Source organism: Acinetobacter sp. YH12156 (assembly GCF_013418235.1).
In the GTDB taxonomy this organism is placed as follows: Bacteria; Pseudomonadota; Gammaproteobacteria; order Pseudomonadales; family Moraxellaceae; genus Acinetobacter; species Acinetobacter pseudolwoffii.
The window spans coordinates 303,297-327,925 of sequence record NZ_VPCL01000001.1 but is presented as its reverse complement, the minus strand read 5'-3'; the positions used below and the strand labels follow the sequence as shown (position 1 = coordinate 327,925).

Below are 24,629 nucleotides of genomic sequence, written 5' to 3'. Positions count from 1 at the left end.
TGCTCAGGATTTTGCTCAATGCTCGGCCTGCATGTCAGCCACCGCCTGTAATGCAATATTTTTCATATTATTATTTTTATAGGCAATAAATCCGCCATTGAGTAAGGTATCGCGATGATTATAAATAAATGGCCGCCCTTTTAAATCGACCAAACCACCACCAATCCGTTCGAGCATACATTGACCAGCACTGGTGTCCCATTCCGAAGTTGGGTGAAAACGTGGATAGATATCCACCTGATCTTCCAGCATCATACAAAACTTGTAGGCGCTGCCCGCTTTGAACTCTGTATATTCGGTAAGTTTGGCCAGATGCTGTAAATAGTCGACATATTTCGGTTTCTGCTGGCTACTTTGACTCAGACCAATCGCAATTCGTTGGTCTGTTGGCGCTGCTTCATAGCCAAACCACGTATCTCGCTGAATATCATATTTATAAGGCAGCCCCTGCTCTGCACAGAAATAAATCAGTTGCTGTTCTGGTACTGCCAATATGGCAAAAGTCGTCAAACTTCCACGAACCAAACTCAAATTGATGGTGAATTCAGGCCGCTGATGCAAAAACTCCTTGGTGCCATCTAGCGGATCTAATAACCAGAATTCTGGCCATGAACGACGCTCATGTTCTTTTCCTTCTTCTGACAATAAAGGCAAGTCTGAAATATCTGCCAAAGCCTGAGTTAGAAAAGTATTGACCCTTAAGTCTGCCTGAGTTACCGGAGAATTATCATTTTTTTGGATGACATCAAAAGCCGCACCAGAACAATAACGCTGATATTCTTCTCGCAAAATTTCACAGGCTTGTGTCAAAATGGGCACAAACTGCAAAATCATCGGATCTTGTGGTGCTGCTATTGCTTTAAACATAGAAAACCTAAATATGTCAAAATGCTCTGAAAAACCTACCATAATTTTCGATATGGATGGAACTTTACTTGATCTTGCCTACGATGATTTCATCTGGAATGAGTTGCTGCCTGTGCGTTATGCTGCCACACATGGCTGTAGCATGGAACACAGTCAGGCGACCCTCTCCGCATTCTATCAGGAACATAATCATACCCTAAACTGGTACTCCTCACGCTTCTGGACGGCTAAAGTCGAAGTTGATGTTCTGGCGATGCAGATTGAACATAAAGACAAAGTCGCTTTACGCCCGTATTGTCTCGAATTACTGGATTATCTGAAAACGAATGGCTACCCGATCTGGCTGGCCACCAATGCCGATTGTGCCGGACTGGCCTTTAAATTGGATCACTTAAATTTAAGCCATTATTTTGATGTGATTGTCAGTTCAGAAACGATTGGGCACGCCAAAGAATTTGTTGAATTCTGGCAAGGCTTGAACGCCATGCATCCCTTCGATCCGCAACATGCTTATTTTATTGATGATACTGAAAAAGTCCTGAATGGGGCCAAAGCCTACGGGATTGAAAACCTGCTCAGTATCCAGCAACCCTCTTCGGCCAAAGTCGCACGCGAGACTTGCAATTATCCGATGCTGCACCAATTAACAGATTTAATCACTTATTTAAATCAGGCTGAGGTAGAGAAAAAATATGCGTAAATCGTCTTTACCCGAAGATGCGGTAGGCATGCGTATAGACAAATGGCTTTGGGCAGCACGGTTTTTCAAGACCCGTTCCATTGCCAAACATGCAATTGAAGGTGGTAAAGTCCACCACAATGGTGAACGTGTCAAAGTATCACGCGAAGTTCGTGTTGGCATGGAACTGACGATTCAGCAAGGCATCGACAAGAAAACCGTCCTGGTGAAAGAACTTTCCGATGTTCGTGGGCCCGCACCTGTGGCACAAAAACTGTATGAAGAAACCGAAGTCAGTATTGCTCGACGGGAATTGATTACCTCACAAAGAAAGTTGCATAATCTAGCTCGTCCCGATCATCGTCCAAGCAAGAAAGATCGCCGGGATATCAGTAAATTTAAAAATGAAAATAGTCAGAGTTTTGATCAGTCATGGTCCTATAATGACGATTAAATTCAAGCGTCAGAATGTGTCGTACATGCGCTGACATTGATAGAACACTAGGGAAAATTCTGTCACTATACGCCTGTGGAACAAAGCTCTAATTTAAGACATCCACTTGAGTACTAACTGAGTGACATCGTATTGAGGTTGTAAGATGGATGAGAATAAAAACAAGGCGCTTAATGCTGCCTTAAGCCAGATTGAAAAACAGTTTGGTAAAAATACAGTCATGCGTCTTGGTGACAATACCGTTCAGGCTGTTGAAGCAGTATCTACAGGTTCTTTAACCCTGGATATCGCACTCGGTATTGGTGGCCTACCGAAGGGCCGTATCGTCGAGATTTATGGTCCTGAATCATCAGGTAAAACCACGATGACCCTGCAAGCAATTGCAGAATGTCAAAAAGCCGGTGGTACATGTGCATTTATCGATGCCGAACATGCACTTGATCCGCAATATGCGCGTAAACTTGGCGTAGATATTGATAACCTGCTGGTATCGCAGCCCGATCACGGTGAACAGGCACTTGAAATCGCAGATATGCTGGTACGCTCTGGTGCAATTGACATGATCGTGGTCGATTCTGTAGCTGCTCTAACGCCACGTGCGGAAATTGAAGGCGAAATGGGTGACTCGCATATGGGTCTGCAAGCCCGTTTGATGAGCCAGGCACTGCGTAAAATCACCGGTAATGCCAAGCGTTCCAACTGTATGGTGATCTTCATTAACCAGATTCGTATGAAGATTGGTGTCATGTTCGGTAGCCCGGAAACCACGACTGGCGGTAACGCATTGAAGTTCTATGCATCTGTACGTCTAGACATCCGTCGTATTGGTCAGGTGAAAGAAGGTGACGAGATCGTTGGTTCTGAAACCAAAGTCAAAGTCGTGAAAAACAAAATGGCACCTCCATTTAGAGAAGCGCTGTTCCAGATTCTATACGGCAAAGGCGTGAACCATCTAGGTGAATTGATCGATCTTGCTGTACAGCAAGAAATCGTGCAGAAAGCCGGTGCGTGGTATTCTTATCAAGGCGACAAAATTGGCCAAGGTAAGAACAATACCATCCGTTATCTGGAAGAGCATAAAGAAATGGCGCAAACCATTGAAAAGCTGATTCGCGAGCAACTGCTGACCAAAGCCGTGATCACTGAAGAAGATAATAAAGAAGAAGCAGATCTTTTAGATGCCTAATCTATTATTATCTGCCTAGTCTTTAAACATCACGACACAGCGCCCTACGGGGCGTTTTGTTATTATGGGTAGATGATAAAATGCGAGAGAAAGATGTCAGAGGCAAAATTCAGCAAACTGCTCGATTATGAAACTTTAAAACAGCAATTTGGCGATGCTGATGATCAAGCGACCCAGCAAAACACATCGAAACAAAAACCCACTTTCGACTCAGAAGAGCGCCTGTTTGATACCCCTGATGATGAAAAGAAAAAACCGGGCTTAACTGGCTCGCGTTTGCGTTCGTATGCCTTTGCCGTACTGACCCGCAAGGAATATGCCAAAGCCGAACTGATCGAGAAGCTATGCCTATATGCAGAGGATCGCGATGAAGTGCTGGAATTAGTTGAAGAATTATCACGAGAGAATTATCAGAGTGATCAGCGTGTCGCAGAAACCATGCTGTCGAGCCAAAAGCGTAAAGGCAAAGGCCCCAATCAGATTAAAATGAAATTAAAAAACAAGAAAGTTGATACGGCTTTAATCGCAGAAGAACTGAAAGAAACTGACTGGGTGCAGCAAGCCTATGCGCTGAAAGTCAAAAAATATGGGGCGGAAGTTACTAAAGATCCGAAGCTCAAGGCCAAACAGATCCGTTTTCTGATGTACCGTGGTTTTGAAATGGATACGATTATTAAGGCGATTAACCGTAAAGTGGAAGATTAATTTGTATTCAGATTCATTAATAGACCCTCTACAAAAGTGTTTGCAGATTGATCTTAAAATGAGAAAATCAGTTCGCTAGCAGAACGAATTATCGGGATAATAAAATATTAAAAATTAGCTGATATTAGAAGTGAGCTTTGAGATTAATAGGCTGGGATAAAATTTTTTTATTATTTAAAAATATGGTGGCAACCCTACCAGCAAAGCTCCGGCACATCATAGTTCTATTACCGTTGCTACCTTCCGGTCCTGGCGGGGTTCATAGAGTACAATTGCGAAGTAACCAGCAGGGCTACCATTACAAAAACAGAGTATAGAGATTTTTAATCAAGTTGCAAGCTTTGTTCCTTAAAATAATCCATCAAGCTATCCGTTTGATTATTTTAAAAACAATATTAATATTTCTGCTGATTTTCAAGCGATCTTCACAATCAATCCATCAACACCCAGATTCGCATGATCTTTGTAAAACCTTGTTGCAATTTCTAAAAATGCCGTTTTTAATGTGTGCAATGTATATGAATGATCTTCTTTAAAAGATGAGCAGCGGATACGTATCTCACAAAGAATTATGGAAATTTTATGATGTTTAAAAAGACCGTATTGTGTGCAGTGACAGCACTCTTTACCACACCGCTATTTGCCAATATTCCAATTGAATCGCGTGGCTTGAGCCAGACTGCCAATCAAGCGTCAATGAATACCCAGTCTGCGAGTTCTGCCGGCGTATCGACACCTGTGCAAACCAATACCAGCTGGCAGATTATGCAAAAAAACCAGCAACTGGAAAGTGATCTGCGGATCTTGCGCGGCAAAATGGAAGAACAGGAAAATGAAATTGCCCAACTGAAAAGCGAACTGACCAATCGCTATGCCGATCTCGATCAGCGCCTGGAACTGTTACAGCAAAAAATTGAACCGGCTGAAGAAAACCCAACGGAGGACAACCCACAGGATAGTTCTCCCAGTTTAAATGCGAATGAGATCAATACAGCGAGCAGCGGACAACAGCCCACCGAGCTGGACAAAGCAGCCTATACAGTAGCCTTAGATGCCTATAAAAATGGCGGTGCAGCCAAAGCCATTGCACCCATGCAGAACTTTATTAAAAACAATCCGAATAGTGTGTATATCAGCAATGCCTATTTCTGGTTAGCAGAATTCAATCTGGCCATCGATCCGCCAAATTTTGAAGAAGCAAAACGCAATTACACCATTGTGGCAGACCGCTATCCAAAGTCGACCCGTGCTTCGCGTGCGCTTTATCAACTGCATAACATTAGCAAGGACGTCGAGCAAAAACCGGCCATTGCCACCCAGTACAAGAACAAATTACTCAGTAATTACCCGCAATCTGAAGAAGCTAAATTTTTTAAGTAATAATCTTCTAGATAACCCTTAATTCAGCAATAAAAAAGACACCTTAAAGGTGTCTTTTTTACTTGAAATATTTTAGCGCACAATGCCACGCTTGGATTGTTCAAGAGAATCAATCAAACGTTGTGCTTCGGCAACTTCCGGCAAGATATCTTTACGAATCTGCTCGATTGCTTCCTGCGTGGTTAAACCTGATTTATAAATCAGTTTAAAGGCAGTACGCAAACCGTCAATTATGGCCTTAGACCAGCCCTTACGACGCATTCCCTCAATATTCATAGCAAAAGCGTGCGCAGGATTACCTGACACCATCACATAGGCCGGCACATCTTTCAAAATCAGTGATGCTCCGCCAATCATGCTATAAGAGTCAATCTTGCAGAATTGATGAATCCCTGAGTTTCCACCAATGACCACATAATCCCCGACATGAACATGTCCAGCCACACCGACATTATTGGCAAAGATATTGTGATCACCGACCATGCAGTCATGGGCAATATGGGTGTTGACCATTAGAAGATTATGACTGCCAATCTTGGTTAAACCCTGATCCTGAACGGTACCACGATGCAAACTACAATGCTCACGGATCTTGTTGTGATCGCCAATCTCAAGCCAGGTTTCTTCACCGGCATACTTAAGATCCTGACAAACCTCGCCTACACTGGCGAACTGGAAAATTTCATTATATTCACCTATACGCGTATAGCCACCCACCACTACATGTGAATGAAGTTTGCTACCCGCACCAATAGTGACGTTTGGCCCAATAATACAGTATGGACCAATTTCTACATCAGCAGCGATGACTGCTGATGCGTCAATAATGGCAGTTGGATGAATAAGGGGATTATTGCTCATGCCTGCTCGACTTTTTGATGCGAAACCATAATTTCCGCGGTTGTTGCGACGACGCCATCTACAGTGGCAATACAATTATATTTGTAAATGCCGCGCTTTTGCATCACCAATTCAGCTTTTAATACCAATTGATCGCCTGCAACCACCTGTTTTTTAAACCTAACCTTCTCCGCACCGGCAAAAAGGAACAATGAACCCGCACTTGGTGTTTCATTGTTCATCACAAAACCCAGAATTCCCGAGATTTGTGCCAGTGCTTCAACAATCAGCACACCCGGCATAATTGGATAATTCGGAAAATGGCCTTGCAAAAACTCTTCATTAATTGAGACGTTTTTATAACCAACAATGCCATTTTCGGTAATCTCGACCACGCGATCAACCAATAAAAATGGATAACGATGGGGCAAATATTCACGAATCTTTTGAATATTCATTGGCAATTCAGGTTTCGTGAATGTAGGCAAATTCGACTCTGTCATCATAATTATTTACGCAACTTAAATGTTGATTCAATGGACTCAATTTGAGATTGCATATGATCTAGTCGTTTCATCACCTGGGTCAATGGCACATCTGCTAATTGTTTAAAACGCACAGCAGCACGTTTCCAGTGCAAACTTTCCAACATAGGTGTACCAGAAGAATAACTGCCCGCCTCAGAAATATTTTTTGTCACCATTGACATGCCAGTAATTGTGACATTATCTGCGATATTAATGTGCCCTACTACCCCCACCGCACCTGCAAATACACAGTTTTTGCCAATTGTAGTGCTTCCGGCGATTCCGCATTTTGCTGCGAGTGCGGTATTGGCACCAATCTTGACGTTATGCGCGATTTGCACAAGATTATCAATAATCACACCCTGTTGCAAAATCGTATCATCCAATGCACCGCGGTCTATACTACAGTTTGACCCGATACGCACATCATCAGCAATACGCACAGAACCAAGCTGGGCAATACGATGCCATTTACCTTGATAAGGTGCAAAACCAAAACCTTCGCTGCCAATCACGGTATTGGCATGAATACGAACGCGATTGCCAATTTTGGCGCCACCCGTCAGCGTCACATGCGCATCAATAAAACAGTCCTGACCGATTTCCACATCATTATCGACATGTACATGAGGCTGAATAACGGTATTGGCGCCCACAACACAATGCTCGCCAATCACCACATAGTGTCCAATATACGCATCATCGGCGATGATCGCTGAAGGATGAATTTGAGCAGTACTTTCGATACCACGCTGGGTATTTTTTTTCTCAAATACATGGGTCAGGATCGCAAAAGCCAGATAAGGATTTGCAACAACAATAAAGTTTTGATGTGACGTTATTTGTTGTTTCAGTTCAGCCGTGACAATTAAAGCAGCTGCCTGACTTTGATTGGCTTGCTCTACATATTTGTCTGCATTGACGAATGCCAAATCTTGCGATGTCGCATGCTCAAGACTGGCCAAAGCGCTCAAACGCAAATCTGCCTGACCTACGCACTCGCCTTGAACCAGGCGAGCAAGGTCAGCTAACTGAAGCTGTTGATGATTCATTGATTACTTAATTGCATTAACCTTTTGAATCATTTTATCAGTTAAATCATATTTAGCGTCATAAGCAAGTGCTGAATTTTTATTTAAAACCACATCCAGGTTATTTTCTTTACGTAATTGTTCAGCAATTTGCTTTACACGTGCATCAAATACCGTCCGAATTTGCTGAATCGAACTCTGAACATTACTCTGCACAGATTGTTGCAACTGATTCAATTCCTGAAATTTAGCCTGATATTGCGTAGACATCTTCTGCTTTTCAGCATCGCCCAGTTTGGTATTAGACTGAGCACGCTGCTGCAAAGCTTCCAGTTCTTTACTGAGTTGTTCAATCTTGCTGGTTTGTGGCTGAATTTTTTGTTGAAATGCCGTGTTTTGCTGTTTCAGATAAGTACTGCCTTCGACTACACGCTCCAAATCGATTACCCCGATACCAGCTGCTTGAGTCAAAGGTGCAATACTTGCCAAAGCCAGGCTCATCGCCATGATCATTTTTTTCATATTCTTACTCATTCAAAAAAATTTGCTCATAAAGCCTCGCAACCTCATGAGCAAAATCTATATTCAGGATTAGCTAATAATCTTAGAAAGTACGGCCGATTTCGAACTGGATATTTTTAGTTTCATCACCGTCTTTCTTATTCAACGGATAAGCATAGCTCAGTGACAATGGGCCAATCATGGTAATCCAGGTGAAACCGGCACCAACGCTATAACGCATATTGCCTGCATCGAAACCGAAGTTATCTTTACAGTATTGGCGAGCATTATAAGTAGTACCACCTACAATAAGATTACTGTCTGGAGCAGGCACATCACAGTTGGTATCAAAAACCTGCGCACCTTCTGCAAAGATAACCGGACGAACCTGACGCGCCCAATCGCCTTTAAATGGCACTGGCAGTACTAGCTCAGTACCAAACTGAACCAATGCATTACCACCTACTTCTTCAGGTGAAGGATCCGGCTCACCTCTTTCACTAAAATATACACCATCATATTTTGGACCTAAGGTACTATTTTCATAGCCACGCACCGAACCAAAACCACCGGCATAAAAATTCTTATAGAATGGCAGGTCATTACCATAGCCCAACTTACCATAACCGCGCAGAACAAAGTCTTTACCTAACGGGAAGAAGGCCTGAGCATCATAAGTCACTTTTTGATATTCCACTTCACTACCCGGTAATGCAACTTCTGCATTAATACGATGTGACATACCATTAGTCGGGAACATCGGACGGTTTAAGGTATTATACGACCAGCCTAAATTTAAGTTATATGTTAAGAATTTACCTTCAAATTCACTTTCATAACTATTGGTGACTACACTACCCTCTGGACATGTCCATGCAGGGTCATTACCCGGATTAGCAATTGAACATGTTTGGAATGTATTGGTATCAATACTCTTCCCTCCATTCGCTTCTAGATAATCACGAACATACGTAGATACAAACTGACCTGTTGTCACTTTAGTTTGATCGATATTTAAACCAGCACTAACACTCTGGTTTTCATCAATTGGATAACCAAAGTTAATTCCACCACCAAAACTGTCCGTCACATAGTTGTTGACGTTATAATCATCGTCTAGCTTGGTCTTGCGGTAGTACATGTTATAACCGCGACGTACACCATCAATGGTGAAGTACGGGTCCATCACACTCAGGTTATAGTAATCTTGGGTTTCAGAACGTGACAGGTCAATCGATACGCTATTACCGGTTCCCAGGAAGTTGGTTTGACTTAAACCTGCCTGGAAGGTCACACCACCACTTTGCGAGAAACCGACAGCCAGAGTACTGGTACCCGAATGCTGCTCTTCAACGGCAACATTTAGATCCACCTGATCGGGTGCACCCGGAATACGTGCAGGTTTGATATCGACTGTTTTAAAGAAACCGGTACGTTCCAGACGGACTTTGGACAGATCAATCTTTTCATTACTGGCAAGCGCACCTTCCATCTGGCGCATTTCACGACGTAATACTTCATCGCCAGTTTTGGTGTTACCGGTAAAATTGATACGTCGTACTGTAACTTGCTGACCTGGATTGATATAGTAATTTAAATCAACCTGTTTGGTTTCATTATTAATTTGAGGAACAATATTCACTTCTGCATAATAATAACCAGCATTACCATATTTACGCTGTAATAGCTGCTTAACCACATTTACTTTTTCTTGCGAATAAGTTTCACCTTCTTTAAACAGCTGTAAGGCTTGCAATTCTTCAGTTTGATAAAGTGCATCACCTAAATATTTGGTTTGACCAAATTTAAATTGTTCGCCTTCATCTACAGACACTTCAATAAAGACATTCTTTTTATCTTCACTCAAGTTCAAACTGGAATTGGTAATATTAAAGTTAATATAACCCTGGTTCAGATACATAGCACGCAATGCTTCAAGGCTTGCAGCCATTTTTTCACGTGCATAACGGTCATTACGTGAAATCACCGAGTTCCAGCTACTTTCTTTAACAGCAAATACCTGTTTAATATCTGATTCTTTGAAAACAGTATTGCCAATGATATTGATATCAAAAACTTTTGCGGCTTTACCTTCAATAAAATCAATCTGCAATTCAACCCGGTTATTCGGTCTTGCTGTCGTCGTGACTGTAACATCTGCATCATAGCGACCTTGCTGCATGTATTGCTGCTCAAGCTCGGTTTCGACTGTCTGTAAAGCAGATTTTTTCAGCACTTCACCTTCAGCCAGACCCATTTTTTTCAGGCCATCTTCAAGTGCTTCCTTTGGAATCAGCTTATTGCCTTTCAGTTCGATTTTCGAAATGACTGGGCGCTCTACCACCTGAAAAACTAGAGTATTGCCTTGCTGAACAGCTTTGATGTCATCAAATAAGCCTGATGCATATAAACTGCGAATTGCATTGGCAATGACCGGATCATTGACCCGATCACCACTGTTAATTGGCACGAGGCCATATACATTCTCAGGAGTTAAACGCACTAATCCATCAAATTTTATATCTTGTACAATGAATTCATCTGCTGCATATACTTGTTGTGCTACTGCCATTGCACTAACGAGTGCCAGAGGCATAAATAAATGTGTGTGCTGCATGCCAGTCTTTTCCGCTGTTAATTTATTCCATCTACGTTGTTATAAACGCATAAAATCATTAAATAATGCCAGAAGCATCATACTGCCGAGCAGTACCATACCAATTTTCAGTCCAACCAATTGTATTTGTTCGGAAACAGGTTTACCACGAATTAATTCAACAAAATAGTAAACCAGATGTCCGCCATCAAGCATTGGAATCGGCAGTAGATTTAATATTCCTAAACTTACACTCATTAGCGCCATAAAGGAAATAAAAGTTTCCCAACCCATTTCCGCGCTTTGTCCTGCGACTTTGGCAATGGTGATCGGTCCAGATAAGTTATCCAGTCCAATCATGCCACGTACCATTTTGACAATCGAGTTCAGAATCATCGAAGATAAGTGCGCAGTTTTATCAAATGCCATCACCAGTGCTTCAGCTGGATTGTAGTGAATGGTCTGCTTATATTCTGCGGGAATCGAGATTTTACCCGGATCACTTTGTACACCGAGCATACCCGTGACATTACCCATATTGTCACGCTTGCCCTGTGGCATCACTTCAAGTTGCACCACCTGGTTTTCGCGCAATACATCCATCTTCAGTAGTTTTTCTGGTGATACCTGTACGATTTGTACCACATCAAACCAGTCTTTCATCTGGACACCATCAATAGCCAGAATTTTATCACCTTGCTTCAGGCCTTGGCGAATTGCTGCACCATCTTCAGTCAGCTTGCTAATCACAGCCGGAATTTCCGGTCGATAAGGCAAGAAGCCCAGACTGTCTAACGGAGATTGACTCTGGTCTTTTAAATAGTCCCGAATCGGTAACTGGAACAGCTTGTTTTCCCCGGCACGTTCTGCCTGAATAGACACTACGCCGGTTTCACCCACACGATCCACCAGCGCATAACTCAGTTTTTCCCAGGTTTCGACTGGAGTCCCGTCCACAGCAACAATTTTGTCACCCGGCTGCATTTGTACTGTTGCAGCCGGCGTATCTGGTAAAACTTTACCGACCCGGGTATTCAGCTGCTCTTGTGCCGGTAAAAACAGCACCCAGAATAACAGCACCGCAAGAATGAGGTTGATCAATGGTCCCGCTGCCACAATGGCAATCCGTTTCCAGGGATGCTGACGGTTAAATGCTTTGGGCAAGTCTTGTTCAGCAACATTGCCTTCACGTTCATCCAGCATTTTCACGTAACCGCCTAAAGGTAAGGCGGATAGCTGATATTGAATGCCGGATTTTTTTGAGGTCCACTTTAACAGCGTTGGTCCAAAACCAATCGAATAGACCAACACTTTAACGCCCAGTTTACGCGCCACAATATAGTGACCAAACTCATGAATCGCAATTAAGGGACCGAGTAACAGGATTGCGGCTGCAATAATAAACAAGGCGTTCATGTCTTAACTTCCTTTATTCACAACATACTGCTGTGATAAACCTCGTGCCATTTGATCTGCCTGCAAGATAGCCTCCAGATCATTTGCCGGCTGATTATCCATCTGATTCAGGACATGCTCAACCACTTGAGGAATTTGGGTAAACCTAATTTGCTGATGTAAAAATGCGTCAACTGCAATTTCATTGGCCGCATTTAAAATCGTGGGTGCAATCCCGCCACTCTGCATCGCCTGACGCGCCAACTTTAATGCAGGAAAACGAATCACATCCGGTTCCTGAAAGTTAAGCTGCGAGTGCATAAACAGATCTAAGGCTGGTACATGCGTACTGATTCGCTCAGGCCATGCCAATGCATGTGCAATAGGTGTGCCCATATCCGGATTACCCATTTGTGCCAAAGTTGAACCATCTACATATTGAACCATGGAGTGAATAATACTCTGTGGATGCACCACGACTGTAACAAATTGTTCTTGAACTGCAAACAAATGACAGGCTTCGATCAATTCCAGACCTTTATTCATTAAAGTCGCTGAATCGACCGAAATTTTTTGGCCCATTGACCAGTTGGGATGCTTGCAGGCCTGTGCAGGCGTCACATCTTCAAGCTGTTGTAGACTATGATTGAGAAACGGCCCACCAGATGCAGTTAACAAAATTTGCGAGACACCCAGCTTGGGCTTGCCATGACGCTCTGCCTCAAAATAGTGCTGTGGTAAACACTGGAAAATCGCATTGTGTTCGGAATCCACCGGAAGCAACAATGCACCATGATCGCGTGCAGCCTGCATCATGATGTCACCGGACATCACCAAAGCTTCTTTATTGGCCAACAGTACGCGCTTGCCTGCTTTTACTGCAGCCAGTGTCGGCAACAATCCAGCAGCACCGACAATGGCAGCCATGACAATATCGACATCCGCATGTTCAGCCACAGCAATTAAACCAGCTTCATCTTGCAGAATTTCAATATCAGCCAGACCATGTTGCTGAAGGAGTTTTGAAAACTCATCCACTTTTGCCGCAGGCACCACCGCCACTTTAGGGCGGTATTGCTGGCAAATCTTGACCAGTTCAGCAATACGACTTTGCGCGGTTACAGCAAAAACCGAGTACGCTTCAGGATGTCGCTGCAAGATTTTTAAAGTACTTTGACCAATAGAACCTGTAGCACCCAGTATACAAACCGCTTGTGACATTTATAAATCTACACCAATAAGTTTTAGAACAGCAATACCTGCCGCAAAGATTGGAGCTGCAGCAAGCAAAGAATCAATACGATCCAGCACCCCGCCATGACCCGGTAAAATACGGCCCGAGTCTTTAATACCGGCACGTCGTTTGATCATGGATTCAAACAGATCTCCCAGTACTGAACTGAAGACCGTGATCACCGATAAGGTCAGGAATAAAATAAGTTCTGGCCAGGTCATCTCCAGATAAAGCAAAGCAACTGCAATCACAATCAGCATTGAGGTGATCACACCACCATACAGCCCTTCTACAGATTTGTTTGGGCTGACATTTGGTGCAAGTTTTTTCCTACCGAATTTACGGCCAACAAAATACGCACCGCTGTCTGCGCCCCATACCAGTAAAAACAGGTACATCAACCACCACGGTGAACTTTGCCAAACCGAGAAAATTGCGGTGACAGCAGCAGAAATCAGCACTACACCAATGCCATTTAGGCTTGTATTGTACCAGCCGTCATACTCAGGATAAGACTTGACCCAGTAAATACTGAGTAACCAGGTAATAATAGAAGCCACCCATAACAACAAAGCGACTTCAGCAAAATACAATGCCAATGCTGATAGAGCCGCGGTCAGCACCCCATATCCCCATGCAACGGGCTTGATGACCTGCTTAAATTTTCGCGGCATGAGTTTAAACCACTCATAACCGGCAACCCCAGCAGCAAGAACCATCAATACAAACATTGGATAATGTGATTCAGTAGCAAACATACAGCTCAGTACAACTGCTACCAACACCAATGCGGTTATAATCCGCTCAAACATGTATTAATTCTCAAGTTTTTCCTGATGAACCTGCTCTGATGTTTTACCGAAACGACGTTCACGCCCACCAAATACGGCAAGTGCATCATCAAGTTCTTCAACGGTAAATTCTGGCCACAGCGTCTCAGTGAAATAAAGCTCTGCATAGGCTGCCTGCCATAACAGAAAATTCGACAGACGGAAATCTCCGCCAGTACGAATCAGCAGATCAACTGCTGGTAAGTCACCGAGGCTGACATATTGACCAAATACATCAGTATCAATTGCATCAAGATCTAATTTATTTGTTAAAACATCACTGGCAATTTGCTTTGCAGCTTGTGCCATATCCCACATACCGCCATAACTGATTGCAATAGTGAGTGTCATACTATTGAAATTAGCAGTCCTTTGTTCGGCTTGCAACATGAGTCCCTGCAATTCAGCGGACAAACGGCTGCGATCACCGATAAAACGTAAGGCAATATTGAATTTTTCCATGCGGGGGAGTTGCTCATGAATCGTGTCAAGCAGGAGTTTCATGAGCAATTCGACTTCAAACTGTGGACGATTCCAGTTTTCACTGGAAAAGGCAAAAACAGTTAAAGCCTGGATATTTCTTTTTCTACAGTGTTCTACAATCGGATCCAGAACCGTTTTTCCTTCACGGTGTCCATCACCTTTCTGCATCTGATTTTTTTTGGCGAAACGATTGTTGCCATCCATAATGATGGCAACATGTTTCGGAAGACAGGGATTTTCTTCAGCAGCGGTCATCGATGAATTAGACCTTCATCAATTCAGCTTCTTTCGCAGCCAAGCGTTTGTCAACTTCAGCAACAAATTTGTCGGTAATTTTCTGGATTTCATCAGCAGCACGACGTTCTTCATCTTCAGAAATTTCTTTTTCTTTCAATAAAGCTTTGATATCACCCAATACATCACGGCGAATGTTACGAATTGCCACTTTCGCATTTTCTGCTTCAGTACGGGCAACTTTCTGCATGTCACGACGTGTTTCTTCAGTGAGTGCTGCCATAGGTACACGGATCGCATCTGCTGAAATCGGGTTAAGACCCAAGTCAGATTCACGAATCGCTTTATCAATTGCAGCCACCATTGAACGTTCAAACGGTTGAACCAACAGGGTACGTGAATCTTCAACACCAACGTTTGCCACCTGGTTCAATGGAACGTCTGAACCATAGTAAGAAACCATCACATTATTTAAAATAGATGGATGCGCGCGACCGGTACGAACTTTTGCAAAACCATGCTCTAGAGATTCTAGAGTTTTGTTCATACGGTCTTCGCTGTCTTTTTTAAGATCGTTAATCATATGATCTTCCTTACTTAATTCTAAAAAAGTTAATTGCTAAATTAGCGCGTAGTATAAAGTGCTTTGGTGCTCACGTCATTAATTGGTAACGTGAGTCCCTTCTTTTTCGCCCATCACCACTGAAAGTAATGCGCCAGATTTATTCATATCGAATACTTGTAGCGGCACATTATGGTCACGACATAAACAGATCGCAGTTAAGTCCATGACACCCAGTTTTTCATCCAGCACCTGATCAAAGGTTAAAGTGTCATATTTAACCGCATCGTCATATTTGCTTGGATCTTTGTTATATACGCCATCGACTTTAGTGGCTTTCAAAATCAAATCTGATTCGATTTCAATACCACGCAAACATGCTGCGGTATCTGTGGTAAAGAATGGATTACCTGTACCTGCCACGAATACACACACTTCACCCTGAGTCAGGTGACGGATCGCATCACGGCTCGAGTAAGACTCAACCACTGCACCAATTGGCAGTGCAGACATCAAACGGGTTTTAATATTACGGCGCACCAAAGCGTCGCGTAGTGCCAGACCGTTCATCACGGTTGCCAGCATACCCATCTGATCACCAGTGACCCGGCCAACCAGACCGTCTTTTTGCAGCTGGCTACCGCGGTACAGGTTACCACCACCGACCACGATACCTACTTGTACGCCTAAACCCACAAGGTGCGCAATAGAAAGCGACATCTGGTCGAGCACTTGTGCATCGATTCCCATGTCTTTATTGCCTGCCAGCGCTTCACCAGAAAGCTTTAACAGAATGCGACCAAAGCGTGGCTTTTTAGAATCCAACATCATCAAACTCCAAAGTATTCAATTTAAATTTTTTTAATTCAAAATTTTAAGCAGATTTGACTGAAATGAGTTTTGCATACAGATCGTACTCGTCTGCATCGGTAATCTCGACTTCAAGCAAATCCCCTGCCTTAATGACGCTTTTATCGATATCTTCCACAAAAACATTGCCATCAATTTCAGGTGCATCTGCATAAGAACGCGCAACTGCCACCGGGAATTCTTCTTCCAGATCATCTACCAGCACGGTCATGGTCTGACCAATACGTTTTTGGAGTTTGGCTGCCGAGATTTCTTGCTGAACCTGCATGAAACGCTCATAACGCTCTTGTTTAATTTCTTCAGGAACGTGGTCTGGCAAATCGTTTGCTGTCGCACCTTCAACTGGTGAATAGGTAAAGCAACCTACACGATCCAATTGAGCTTGTTTCAGCCAATCGAGCAGCATCTGGAAGTCTTCTTCGGTTTCACCCGGGAAGCCCACCACAAATGTTGAACGGATAACCAGATCAGGACATTTTTCACGCCAGATATTCAATCGCTCCAGTGTGTTTTCACTGTGCGCAGGACGTTTCATCAGCTTGAGAATTTTTGGACTCGCATGCTGAAATGGAATATCCAGATAAGGCAGGATTTTGCCTTGAGCCATCAGGTCAATCACGGCATCGACATGCGGATATGGATAAACATAGTGCAAACGCACCCAGATTCCCAACTGACCGAGTGCTTCACACATGTCATAGAATTTGGTTTTCACCGGCTGGCCGTTCCAGAAATCCAGCTTGTATTTGGTGTCCAGACCGTAAGCAGAAGTATCCTGGGAGATAACGAGTACTTCTTTAACACCGGCACGTTTCAGCGCTGCGGCTTCTTCAAGCACAGAACCAACTGGACGGGAGACCAAATCACCACGCATGCTTGGAATAATACAGAAAGTACAACGATGGTTGCAGCCTTCCGATATTTTCAAATAGGCATAATGTTTAGGTGTTAGGCGGATACCTTGCTCTGGAACTAAATCAATAAATGGATTGTGTTTTGGCGGTTCAGGCACGTATTGATGAACCGCATCCATAACATCTTTATATGCCGCTGCACCTGTCACTTTCAGGACATTCGGATGCATCTGGCGAATCTTGTCTTCGTCTTTACCTAGACAGCCTGTTACGATGACGCGACCATTCGCGCTCATCGCCTCACCAATCGCGTCTAGCGATTCTTGCACTGCGGATTCAATGAAACCACAGGTATTTACTACAACTAAATCAGCACCGTCATAATCCGAAGCGACGTCATAACCTTCAGTCTTTAACTGGGTTAAAATACGTTCAGAATCTACCAATGCCTTAGGACAACCTAAAGATACAAAACCGACTTTGGGGGACTTCATGAATTTTCGCTCTACTAGAATGCGCGTATTGTATGTCTTTTCGCATCATAAAAATAGTTGAAAACCTGACTCTTTGCATCATGCACTAAAATAACGCCATAAAATATACAACATATTTGCGCGCGCACCAAAATAGAACATTTTAGATTTACAGCCTCAATTTAATCCGCTATACCTAAGATGAATTGTGTCGCTGTGGCACATTTCTGCATTTCATCGCAATAAATAAGCTTTAGTCATAAAAGTTGGCGTGCATCTTGCATCAAATCAGAACTTAAAATTGATTAAATTGCTTTATGAAGATGCCATTGCGCCATTTTAATACAGGAAAAAAACCGCGAATGGATCAGCTTATTCCGATCGACTATCGTGTTTTAGTGGACAATATGACCACGTGTATCTTATTGGTAGACCGCGATCTTAATATTTATTATCTCAACTCTGCCTGCGAAGCCTTATTTGATGTGAGCTTATTTCGCGCCAGTGGAAGTCCAGCACTGGGTCTTCTGCAACATCCGACCGATGAGTTTAATACTGAAGAAGCGCTGAACAACACTTTAACTACAGGCCAACCTTATACGCGCCGTGAAGCCACACTGATTGTCAACTTTAAGGACATTCATGTCGATTACACGGTTTCTCAACTAAATCTGGGTAAGCCCTATCACCCACTGTTGTTAATCGAGCTCAATCCTCGTGACCGCATGCTTAAAATTTCGCGTGAAGAAAACCTGATTCAGCAACATCAAGTGGCTCGCCAGCTGATTCGTGGTGTCGCGCACGAAATCAAGAATCCACTCGGCGGAATTCGGGGGGCAACACAACTTCTGGCTCGCAGTCTGAATGATCCACAATACAAAGAATTTACCGATATTATTATTAGTGAAGTCGATCGACTCCGAAATCTGGCCGACACCATGCTCGGTTCACGCCAACTGCCAAGCTATGAGCTGGTGAATGTACATGAGCCACTTGAGCGGGTGCGCTCACTCATCGCCAATCAAAGCAAAAAGAAAATCAAGATTATTCGGGATTATGACCTGTCCTTACCTGAAGTTCTGGCAGACCGTGATCAACTGATTCAGGTGATCTTGAATATTTGTGCCAATGCAGTACAGGCCATGACCGAGAACAAAGAGTTTTTTGTCGATCACCAGCCTGAACTGGTTTTAAGAACCCGGATTCAGCGCCTATTTACCATTAACGGGGCAATTCATCGCTCTGTGGTACGCATTGATATTGAAGACAATGGCCCTGGGGTCCCCGAAGACATTATCGAATCTGTGTTTTATCCACTGGTCACCAGTCGCGCCAAAGGTACCGGACTGGGTCTCAGTATTGCTCAAAATATTATTCATCAGCATAACGGCATGATTGAATGTCAGTCCGTGGCTGGAAAAACCGTGTTTAGCTTATATTTACCTTGGGAGTCGAATCATGTCGCGAAATAAAATATGGGTGATTGATGACGATCGTGCCATGCGCTGGGTACTGGAAAAAACCTTTAAAGAAGAAGGCTTGGACGTGACCAGCTTTGAAGAAGCACAATCCGCACTAGATCAACTCAGTGTTGATGCACCAGATGTGATTCTGACCGATATCCGTATGCCGGGGATTGATGGACTCACCTTCTTGGGTAAGGTCAAACACAATTATCCTGACCTGCCTGTGATTATTATGACGGCGCATTCAGACCTAGAGTCTGCTGTATCAAGTTATCAAACTGGTGCTTTTGAATATCTGCCAAAGCCTTTTGATATTGATGAAGCGCTGGCACTGGTCAATCGTGCGATTTTGCATATTACCAAGCTGCAACAACAAGAATCAGCAAAAGTTGCCCCGCCGATTCAATCGACTGAAATTATCGGTGAATCTCCCGCCATGCAGGAAGTGTTTCGCGCCATCGGCCGTTTAGCGCAATCGCATATTACTGTACTCATTAATGGTGAGTCCGGTACAGGGAAAGAATTGGTGGCACATGCCTTGCACCGCCATTCACCGCGTAGTGCAAAGCCCTTTATTGCCCTGAATATGGCAGCCATTCCCAAAGACCTGATCGAAACCGAACTTTTTGGTCACGAAAAAGGTGCATTTACCGGTGCCAATACCCAGCGTCAAGGTCGTTTTGAACAGGCCAACGGCGGCACGCTGTTTCTGGATGAAATTGGCGACATGCCTTTTGAAACCCAAACCCGTTTATTGCGTGTTTTGGCCGATGGCGAGTTCTACCGTGTTGGCGGTCATATTCCAGTTAAGGTCGATGTGCGTATCGTGGCAGCGACACATCAGGATCTGGAAAAACTGGTACATGACGGCCGTTTCCGTGAAGACTTGTATCACCGCCTGAATGTGATTCGGATTCACATTCCAAAACTGGCACATCGCAGTGAAGACATTCCGATGCTGGCGCAGCACTTCCTGGCACGTGCTGGTAAAGAACTCGGCGTTAATCCCAAAATTTTGCGTCCTGAAACCCAGGAATATATGCAAAAACTGCCGTGGCAAGGTAATGTGCGTCAACTTGAAAATACCTGTCGCTGGCTGACCGTGATGATCACAGGTCGTGAAGTCTATCCAGAAGACCTACCACCTGAGCTGAAACAAATCCCAATTCAAGATTTAGATTTAGGCTCACCAATTCCAAACTTAAACCAAGTGGGTCCACAGCACTGGGATGAATTGCTGGGTCAATGGGCGATGCAAAAGCTCAAAAATGGCGAAATGAAACTTCTGGATGCTGCCACTCCGATGTTCGAACGCACTCTGATCAATGCTGCATTACAACAGACCCGTGGCCGTAAACGTCATGCCGCAGAACTGCTCGGTTGGGGCCGCAACACCCTTACCCGCAAACTGAAAGAGCTCGGCATGGATACCACTGACGATGAAGTCGAAGAAGAAATTGAAAGCTGATGTTTGAACAATAAAAAAGCGCCAGAGGGCGCTTTTTTATTAACTCTAGTTTATGCAGTAAAACCCACATAACGAAAATATCCTTGCGCTCCCAGATCCGACTTATAAATCAGGTAATCTGGATAGGTCGCTTGGGTGATTTCATCCAGCATATTCACCTGATCATCATTGGCATGCAGATCATCTACCGAACGCGGCATGCTGTGCTCGAATTCATCAGTCATATATTCAAAGCCAATATCCATGGCAATAAACAAAGTATGCTCACATGGTTGTACATATTGTTCTTCATTCCAGTCTATAACGTTTTGCTGGCAATGCGGGCAGGCAATATTATCGATGGCCTGGATATCGAGTTGGATCAGTTGGTAAGGCATATCAAGATCAATCTGTTTACTATACCCATATTTTAACAAATTTCTGCTATGGGCTTCGCTAAATAAAACACCAAGCAATAAAAAAGGAATCCTGAGATTCCTTTTTTTCATCTGATGATGGAGGATTGGCTTATTTATGCGCTGCTTTATAGCGAGACAATGCTGTCACCGCTACTGCCGACACCACGACAGCTGGCAAACTTGCCATAAGAATACCTGTGGTTCCCAAGCCTAATGCTAGAATTTTTCCGGTTAAAAGCGGACCAGTCATGGCACCTAAACGCCCCAAAGAAATCGCGCTACCCACACCTGTGACTTTTCCTGCACCTGAATAAAAAATCGGTGAAATGCCATAAAGAATAGACTGACCACCTGTAGAGAAGATCCCGCCCATTACTCCGGCCAAAATTAATAGCGGAATTGAGGTGGTAGTGAACAACAATACCAGCGCAACAAATAAACCACTATAAATAATGACAGCCATTTGCCATAGTTTTAAACGATCTAACAAATACCCCAAACCCAAGGTTCCAATCACTGCACCCACCTGGAACACAAGCATCACCAGAAAAGCCTGCTGTCTTTCCAGGCCTTGTTCCATCAGCAAATTAGGCAACCAGCTAATCAAAATATAGTTGATCATCAGGGTGAAGAAGAAACCTACCCAAAGCGGCACTGTATTTTTATACTGCTGTTGCTTGAATAACACTTCAACCATACCCGGCACAGCTTCAGCAGACACTTGCACATCGGCCGCCACTTTAGGCTTATCTTTAAGCACGAAGGCCATCAACGGAATCAATGCCAAAGGCGTTAGTCCCCCAATCAGGAACAGGGTTTGCCATTGAATATCTGGAAACGACATGGCCAGTCCGGCAACAAAAATAGCACCTACAGGCAGACCACAATACATCAAGCTATTTAACTTGCCTCGGTTGGCTTCTGTCGCTTCATCACCCACCACTGAAATCATGGTCGGCATTGCAGCCCCCAACCCCAATCCCGTAAAGAAACGCGCTGCGTATAAAACTTCAACGCTTGGCGCAATTGCAGTCAACGACATAAACAGGCCAAAAATAGTCACGGAGAGTATCAGGACTTTCTTTTGCCCCAGATAATCCGCAATACGTCCGCCAAAGAATGCGCCAAACAGCATTCCAAAGACCCCAAGGCTAAACACATAACCCATTTGAACTTGATCTAAACCAAAGCTTGCTGCAATTCCTTTTGCTGCAATCCCAGGAGCCTGAAGGTCAAAACCTTCAAAGAATGCGACCCAAAAACATAAAAATATTGTTAATATTTTTTGAACTTTTCCGCTGTGTGGCTGCGCCATGATTGATCTCCATCAAAAATTTACAAATCGCTCGATGAACTGACGATTTGTTGCGCTATTCTCATCTTAATTCTGTTCCAGAAATACCACTACAATAGTCGGGTTTAAGCTCTTCATTTAAACTCAATAACAACCAAATTAGACTTAAAAGCTTGTACAGACAGAGTTTTTAAATATTAATTATTTTTATTGTTTAAATTTATCAATAACTTATTTTAATAGTAGCTATTTACAATCGAACCATAGTCAAAACTTATCCAGAAAATTTTCCTGTAAAAAAGCCCACATAATGTGGGCTTTTTAAGCTTCAAATCTTAAGCAGATTTTTTTGCCTGGGCATTCTTACGAATTGTAATCATCACCAGTTGTACTGCTGCCGGTGTTACACCCGGAATACGGCTGGCTTGAGCCAGTGTTTCAGGACGCACATCTTTTAGCTTTAGGGTAATTTCACGTGACAAACCTGACACGATGTCATAATCAAAATCTGCTGGAATACGTGTTTCTTCCAGACGCTTCATTTGTGCGACATCTTCATGCTGACGGTTAATATAACCTGCATATTTCACTGCAATTTCAATTTGCTCACCGACAAATGGTGAAACTTCAGAACCGGTCAATTCAGCAATTTGCGCAAATGAAATATTAGGACGTTTCAACAAATCAATCGCAGAACATTCTTTAGAAAGATCTGCACCGGTCATCTCAACGAATTTTTTACCCATCGGATTGTTTGGCGCCGCCCAAAGATGTTGCAAACGACCTGTTTCACGTTCAACTGCTTCCATTTTCTCGCAGTAAACTGCCCAGCGTGCGTCATCGACCAGACCCAGTTCACGACCGATTGCAGTTAAACGCTGATCTGCATTGTCTTCACGCAGCATCAAGCGATATTCGGCACGCGAGGTAAACATACGGTACGGTTCTTTGGTACCCAAGGTAATCAGGTCATCTACCAGCACACCCATATATGCTTCGTCACGTTTCGGCGTCCATTGTTCCTGATCCCAGGCACGACGCGCTGCGTTCAAGCCTGCAAGCAAGCCTTGCGCACCGGCTTCTTCATAACCTGTTGTACCGTTGATTTGACCGGCAAAATACAGGTTATTGATCGCTTTGGTTTCAAGGGTAAATTTCAACGCTTGCGGGTTGAAATAATCATATTCGATGGCATAACCCGGACGAAGAATGTGTGCATTCTCCATGCCGCGGATTGAGCGTACCAATTCAAACTGCACATCAAATGGTAAAGAGGTTGAAATACCATTTGGATAAAGCTCATGTGTATCCAGACCTTCAGGCTCCAGGAATACCTGATGCGAATCTTTATCGGCAAAACGGTGAATCTTGTCTTCAATTGATGGGCAATAACGCGGCCCCACACCTTCAATTTTACCGGTATACATCGGTGAGCGATCTAGACCACCGCGAATAATCTCATGCGTACGTTCATTGGTATGCGTGATATAGCAGTTCACCTGTTCCGGATGCATAGACGCATCGCCCATAAACGACATGGTTGGAGATGGGAAATCACCCGGCTGCGGTGTCATTACAGAAAAGTCGACCGAACGTGCATCGATACGCGGTGGTGTACCGGTTTTTAAACGCCCCACAGGTAAATTCAATTCGCGCAAACGTGCTGCCAATGAAATCGACGGCGGATCACCGGCACGACCACCACTGGATTTTTCCAGACCAACGTGAATTACGCCGCCCAAGAATGTACCCGCAGTCAACACCACAGTTTTGGCATCAAAACGAATGCCCATTTGGGTAACCACACCTTTGACGGTATCGCCTTCAACAATCAGGTCATCAGCCGCTTGCTGGAAAATATCCAAGTTCGCCTGATTCTCTAAGGTTTCACGAATTGCCGCTTTAAAACGCATACGGTCTGCCTGCGCACGTGTTGCACGAACTGCTGCACCTTTACGCGAGTTCAAAATACGGAACTGAATACCGCCTTTGTCGGCAGCCAGTGCCATTGCACCGCCCAAGGCATCAATTTCACGCACCAGGTGCGATTTACCAATACCACCGATAGCCGGGTTACAGCTCATCTGCCCTAAAGTCTCAATGTTATGAGTTAAGAGTAAAGTCTGTCGACCCATACGCGCTGCAGCCAGAGCCGCTTCTGTACCGGCGTGACCGCCACCGATAACAATGACATCGTATACTTTAGGATAATGCATAGTGGTAATTGAGAGATAAAAAAGGATAGCTGAGTATTATAGCAAATTTCACTCTAAAGTAGACAGATTCAGTCGAATTTATCCTG

Annotated in this window: 23 protein-coding genes and 1 other RNA gene; 7 read left to right on the top strand and 17 right to left on the bottom strand. The window is 43.8% G+C overall.

The annotated features are described in order from the left end of the window. Positions 1-15: 15 nt before the first annotated feature. Positions 16-867, bottom strand: coding sequence for a 3'(2'),5'-bisphosphate nucleotidase CysQ (locus tag FTU87_RS01690; RefSeq protein ID WP_005096720.1), 852 nt, complete (start codon positions 865-867; stop codon positions 16-18). A gap of 13 nt (positions 868-880) precedes the next feature. On the opposite strand from FTU87_RS01690, the gene FTU87_RS01685 reads away from it, so the two are divergent. The 4 genes from FTU87_RS01685 (at position 881) to FTU87_RS01670 (ending at position 3,891) form a co-directional block, all read left to right on the top strand. Next, the gene (locus FTU87_RS01685; RefSeq protein ID WP_035337664.1) at positions 881-1,567 is read left to right on the top strand and encodes an HAD-IA family hydrolase; all 687 of its coding nucleotides are present in this window, start codon (positions 881-883) and stop codon (positions 1,565-1,567) included. Continuing rightward, positions 1,560-2,000 (top strand): RNA-binding S4 domain-containing protein, encoded by a 441-nt coding sequence (locus FTU87_RS01680; RefSeq protein ID WP_005096718.1) that lies wholly within the window; start codon positions 1,560-1,562, stop codon positions 1,998-2,000. The genes FTU87_RS01685 and FTU87_RS01680 overlap by 8 nt, the downstream gene beginning before the upstream one ends. A gap of 145 nt (positions 2,001-2,145) precedes the next feature. Then, on the top strand, positions 2,146-3,186 hold the full coding sequence (gene recA, locus FTU87_RS01675; protein WP_005096717.1) for a recombinase RecA: 1,041 nt from the start codon (positions 2,146-2,148) through the stop codon (positions 3,184-3,186). Between the two features lie 93 nt (positions 3,187-3,279). Next, a complete protein-coding gene (locus FTU87_RS01670) occupies positions 3,280-3,891 on the top strand; it encodes a regulatory protein RecX (protein ID WP_180096574.1) in 612 nt (203 codons plus the stop codon). A gap of 192 nt (positions 3,892-4,083) precedes the next feature. Here FTU87_RS01670 and ffs read toward each other — a convergent pair. Next, an RNA gene (ffs, locus tag FTU87_RS01665) (signal recognition particle sRNA small type) lies at positions 4,084-4,180 on the bottom strand. Positions 4,181-4,473: 293 nt separating this feature from the next. Here ffs and FTU87_RS01660 point away from each other — a divergent pair. Further along, positions 4,474-5,271: a YbgF trimerization domain-containing protein gene (locus FTU87_RS01660; RefSeq protein WP_074382857.1), complete on the top strand. Its 798-nt coding sequence runs from the start codon at positions 4,474-4,476 to the stop codon at positions 5,269-5,271. A gap of 72 nt (positions 5,272-5,343) precedes the next feature. Here FTU87_RS01660 and lpxA read toward each other — a convergent pair whose 3' ends face one another. The 12 genes from lpxA to rimO form a co-directional block, all read right to left on the bottom strand. Further along, entirely contained in the window at positions 5,344-6,132 is a 789-nt protein-coding gene (lpxA, locus tag FTU87_RS01655) for an acyl-ACP--UDP-N-acetylglucosamine O-acyltransferase (RefSeq protein WP_074382858.1), read from the bottom strand. Then, positions 6,129-6,614 (bottom strand): 3-hydroxyacyl-ACP dehydratase FabZ, encoded by a 486-nt coding sequence (gene fabZ, locus FTU87_RS01650; protein ID WP_171063349.1) that lies wholly within the window; start codon positions 6,612-6,614, stop codon positions 6,129-6,131. The genes lpxA and fabZ overlap by 4 nt, the downstream gene beginning before the upstream one ends. A 5-nt stretch (positions 6,615-6,619) precedes the next feature. Continuing rightward, positions 6,620-7,690: a UDP-3-O-(3-hydroxymyristoyl)glucosamine N-acyltransferase gene (lpxD, locus tag FTU87_RS01645; protein ID WP_005096712.1), complete on the bottom strand. Its 1,071-nt coding sequence runs from the start codon at positions 7,688-7,690 to the stop codon at positions 6,620-6,622. A gap of 3 nt (positions 7,691-7,693) precedes the next feature. Next, the gene (locus FTU87_RS01640) at positions 7,694-8,191 is read right to left on the bottom strand and encodes an OmpH family outer membrane protein (protein ID WP_180096573.1); all 498 of its coding nucleotides are present in this window, start codon (positions 8,189-8,191) and stop codon (positions 7,694-7,696) included. An 82-nt stretch (positions 8,192-8,273) separates the two neighbouring features. Continuing rightward, the gene (bamA, locus tag FTU87_RS01635; RefSeq protein WP_373684758.1) at positions 8,274-10,742 is read right to left on the bottom strand and encodes an outer membrane protein assembly factor BamA; all 2,469 of its coding nucleotides are present in this window, start codon (positions 10,740-10,742) and stop codon (positions 8,274-8,276) included. Positions 10,743-10,826: 84 nt separating this feature from the next. Beyond that, complete coding sequence (gene rseP / locus FTU87_RS01630; protein WP_180096571.1) at positions 10,827-12,182, bottom strand: RIP metalloprotease RseP; 1,356 nt, start codon at positions 12,180-12,182, stop codon at positions 10,827-10,829. 3 nt (positions 12,183-12,185) lie between these two features. Continuing rightward, positions 12,186-13,382 carry a 1-deoxy-D-xylulose-5-phosphate reductoisomerase gene (ispC, locus tag FTU87_RS01625; RefSeq protein WP_180096570.1) on the bottom strand — a complete coding sequence of 399 codons (1,197 nt, stop codon included), beginning with the start codon at positions 13,380-13,382 and terminating at the stop codon, positions 12,186-12,188. Further along, positions 13,383-14,207 (bottom strand): phosphatidate cytidylyltransferase, encoded by an 825-nt coding sequence (locus tag FTU87_RS01620; RefSeq protein ID WP_100355039.1) that lies wholly within the window; start codon positions 14,205-14,207, stop codon positions 13,383-13,385. Between the two features lie 3 nt (positions 14,208-14,210). Further along, positions 14,211-14,963, bottom strand: coding sequence for a polyprenyl diphosphate synthase (gene uppS, locus FTU87_RS01615; protein ID WP_005096706.1), 753 nt, complete (start codon positions 14,961-14,963; stop codon positions 14,211-14,213). A 7-nt stretch (positions 14,964-14,970) separates the two neighbouring features. Then, complete coding sequence (gene frr / locus FTU87_RS01610; protein WP_005096705.1) at positions 14,971-15,525, bottom strand: ribosome recycling factor; 555 nt, start codon at positions 15,523-15,525, stop codon at positions 14,971-14,973. Positions 15,526-15,603: 78 nt separating this feature from the next. Beyond that, the gene (gene pyrH / locus FTU87_RS01605; protein WP_004279886.1) at positions 15,604-16,332 is read right to left on the bottom strand and encodes a UMP kinase; all 729 of its coding nucleotides are present in this window, start codon (positions 16,330-16,332) and stop codon (positions 15,604-15,606) included. A gap of 46 nt (positions 16,333-16,378) precedes the next feature. After that, complete coding sequence (rimO, locus tag FTU87_RS01600; protein WP_005096703.1) at positions 16,379-17,722, bottom strand: 30S ribosomal protein S12 methylthiotransferase RimO; 1,344 nt, start codon at positions 17,720-17,722, stop codon at positions 16,379-16,381. Between the two features lie 341 nt (positions 17,723-18,063). Here rimO and glnL point away from each other — a divergent pair, with 341 nt between their 5' ends. Further along, positions 18,064-19,173 carry a nitrogen regulation protein NR(II) gene (gene glnL / locus FTU87_RS01595; protein ID WP_005096702.1) on the top strand — a complete coding sequence of 370 codons (1,110 nt, stop codon included), beginning with the start codon at positions 18,064-18,066 and terminating at the stop codon, positions 19,171-19,173. Further along, positions 19,160-20,635, top strand: coding sequence for a nitrogen regulation protein NR(I) (glnG, locus tag FTU87_RS01590; protein ID WP_074382865.1), 1,476 nt, complete (start codon positions 19,160-19,162; stop codon positions 20,633-20,635). The genes glnL and glnG overlap by 14 nt, the downstream gene beginning before the upstream one ends. A gap of 50 nt (positions 20,636-20,685) precedes the next feature. Here the strand turns inward: glnG and FTU87_RS01585 are convergent, their stop codons facing one another. The 3 genes from FTU87_RS01585 to mnmG form a co-directional block, all read right to left on the bottom strand. After that, positions 20,686-21,012, bottom strand: a complete 327-nt coding sequence (locus tag FTU87_RS01585) for a hypothetical protein (RefSeq protein ID WP_074383169.1) — start codon at positions 21,010-21,012, stop codon at positions 20,686-20,688. Positions 21,013-21,142: 130 nt separating this feature from the next. Beyond that, positions 21,143-22,348, bottom strand: a complete 1,206-nt coding sequence (mhpT, locus tag FTU87_RS01580; protein WP_100355040.1) for a 3-(3-hydroxy-phenyl)propionate transporter MhpT — start codon at positions 22,346-22,348, stop codon at positions 21,143-21,145. A gap of 314 nt (positions 22,349-22,662) precedes the next feature. Beyond that, entirely contained in the window at positions 22,663-24,543 is a 1,881-nt protein-coding gene (gene mnmG, locus FTU87_RS01575) for a tRNA uridine-5-carboxymethylaminomethyl(34) synthesis enzyme MnmG (RefSeq protein ID WP_180096569.1), read from the bottom strand. Positions 24,544-24,629 lie beyond the last annotated feature (86 nt).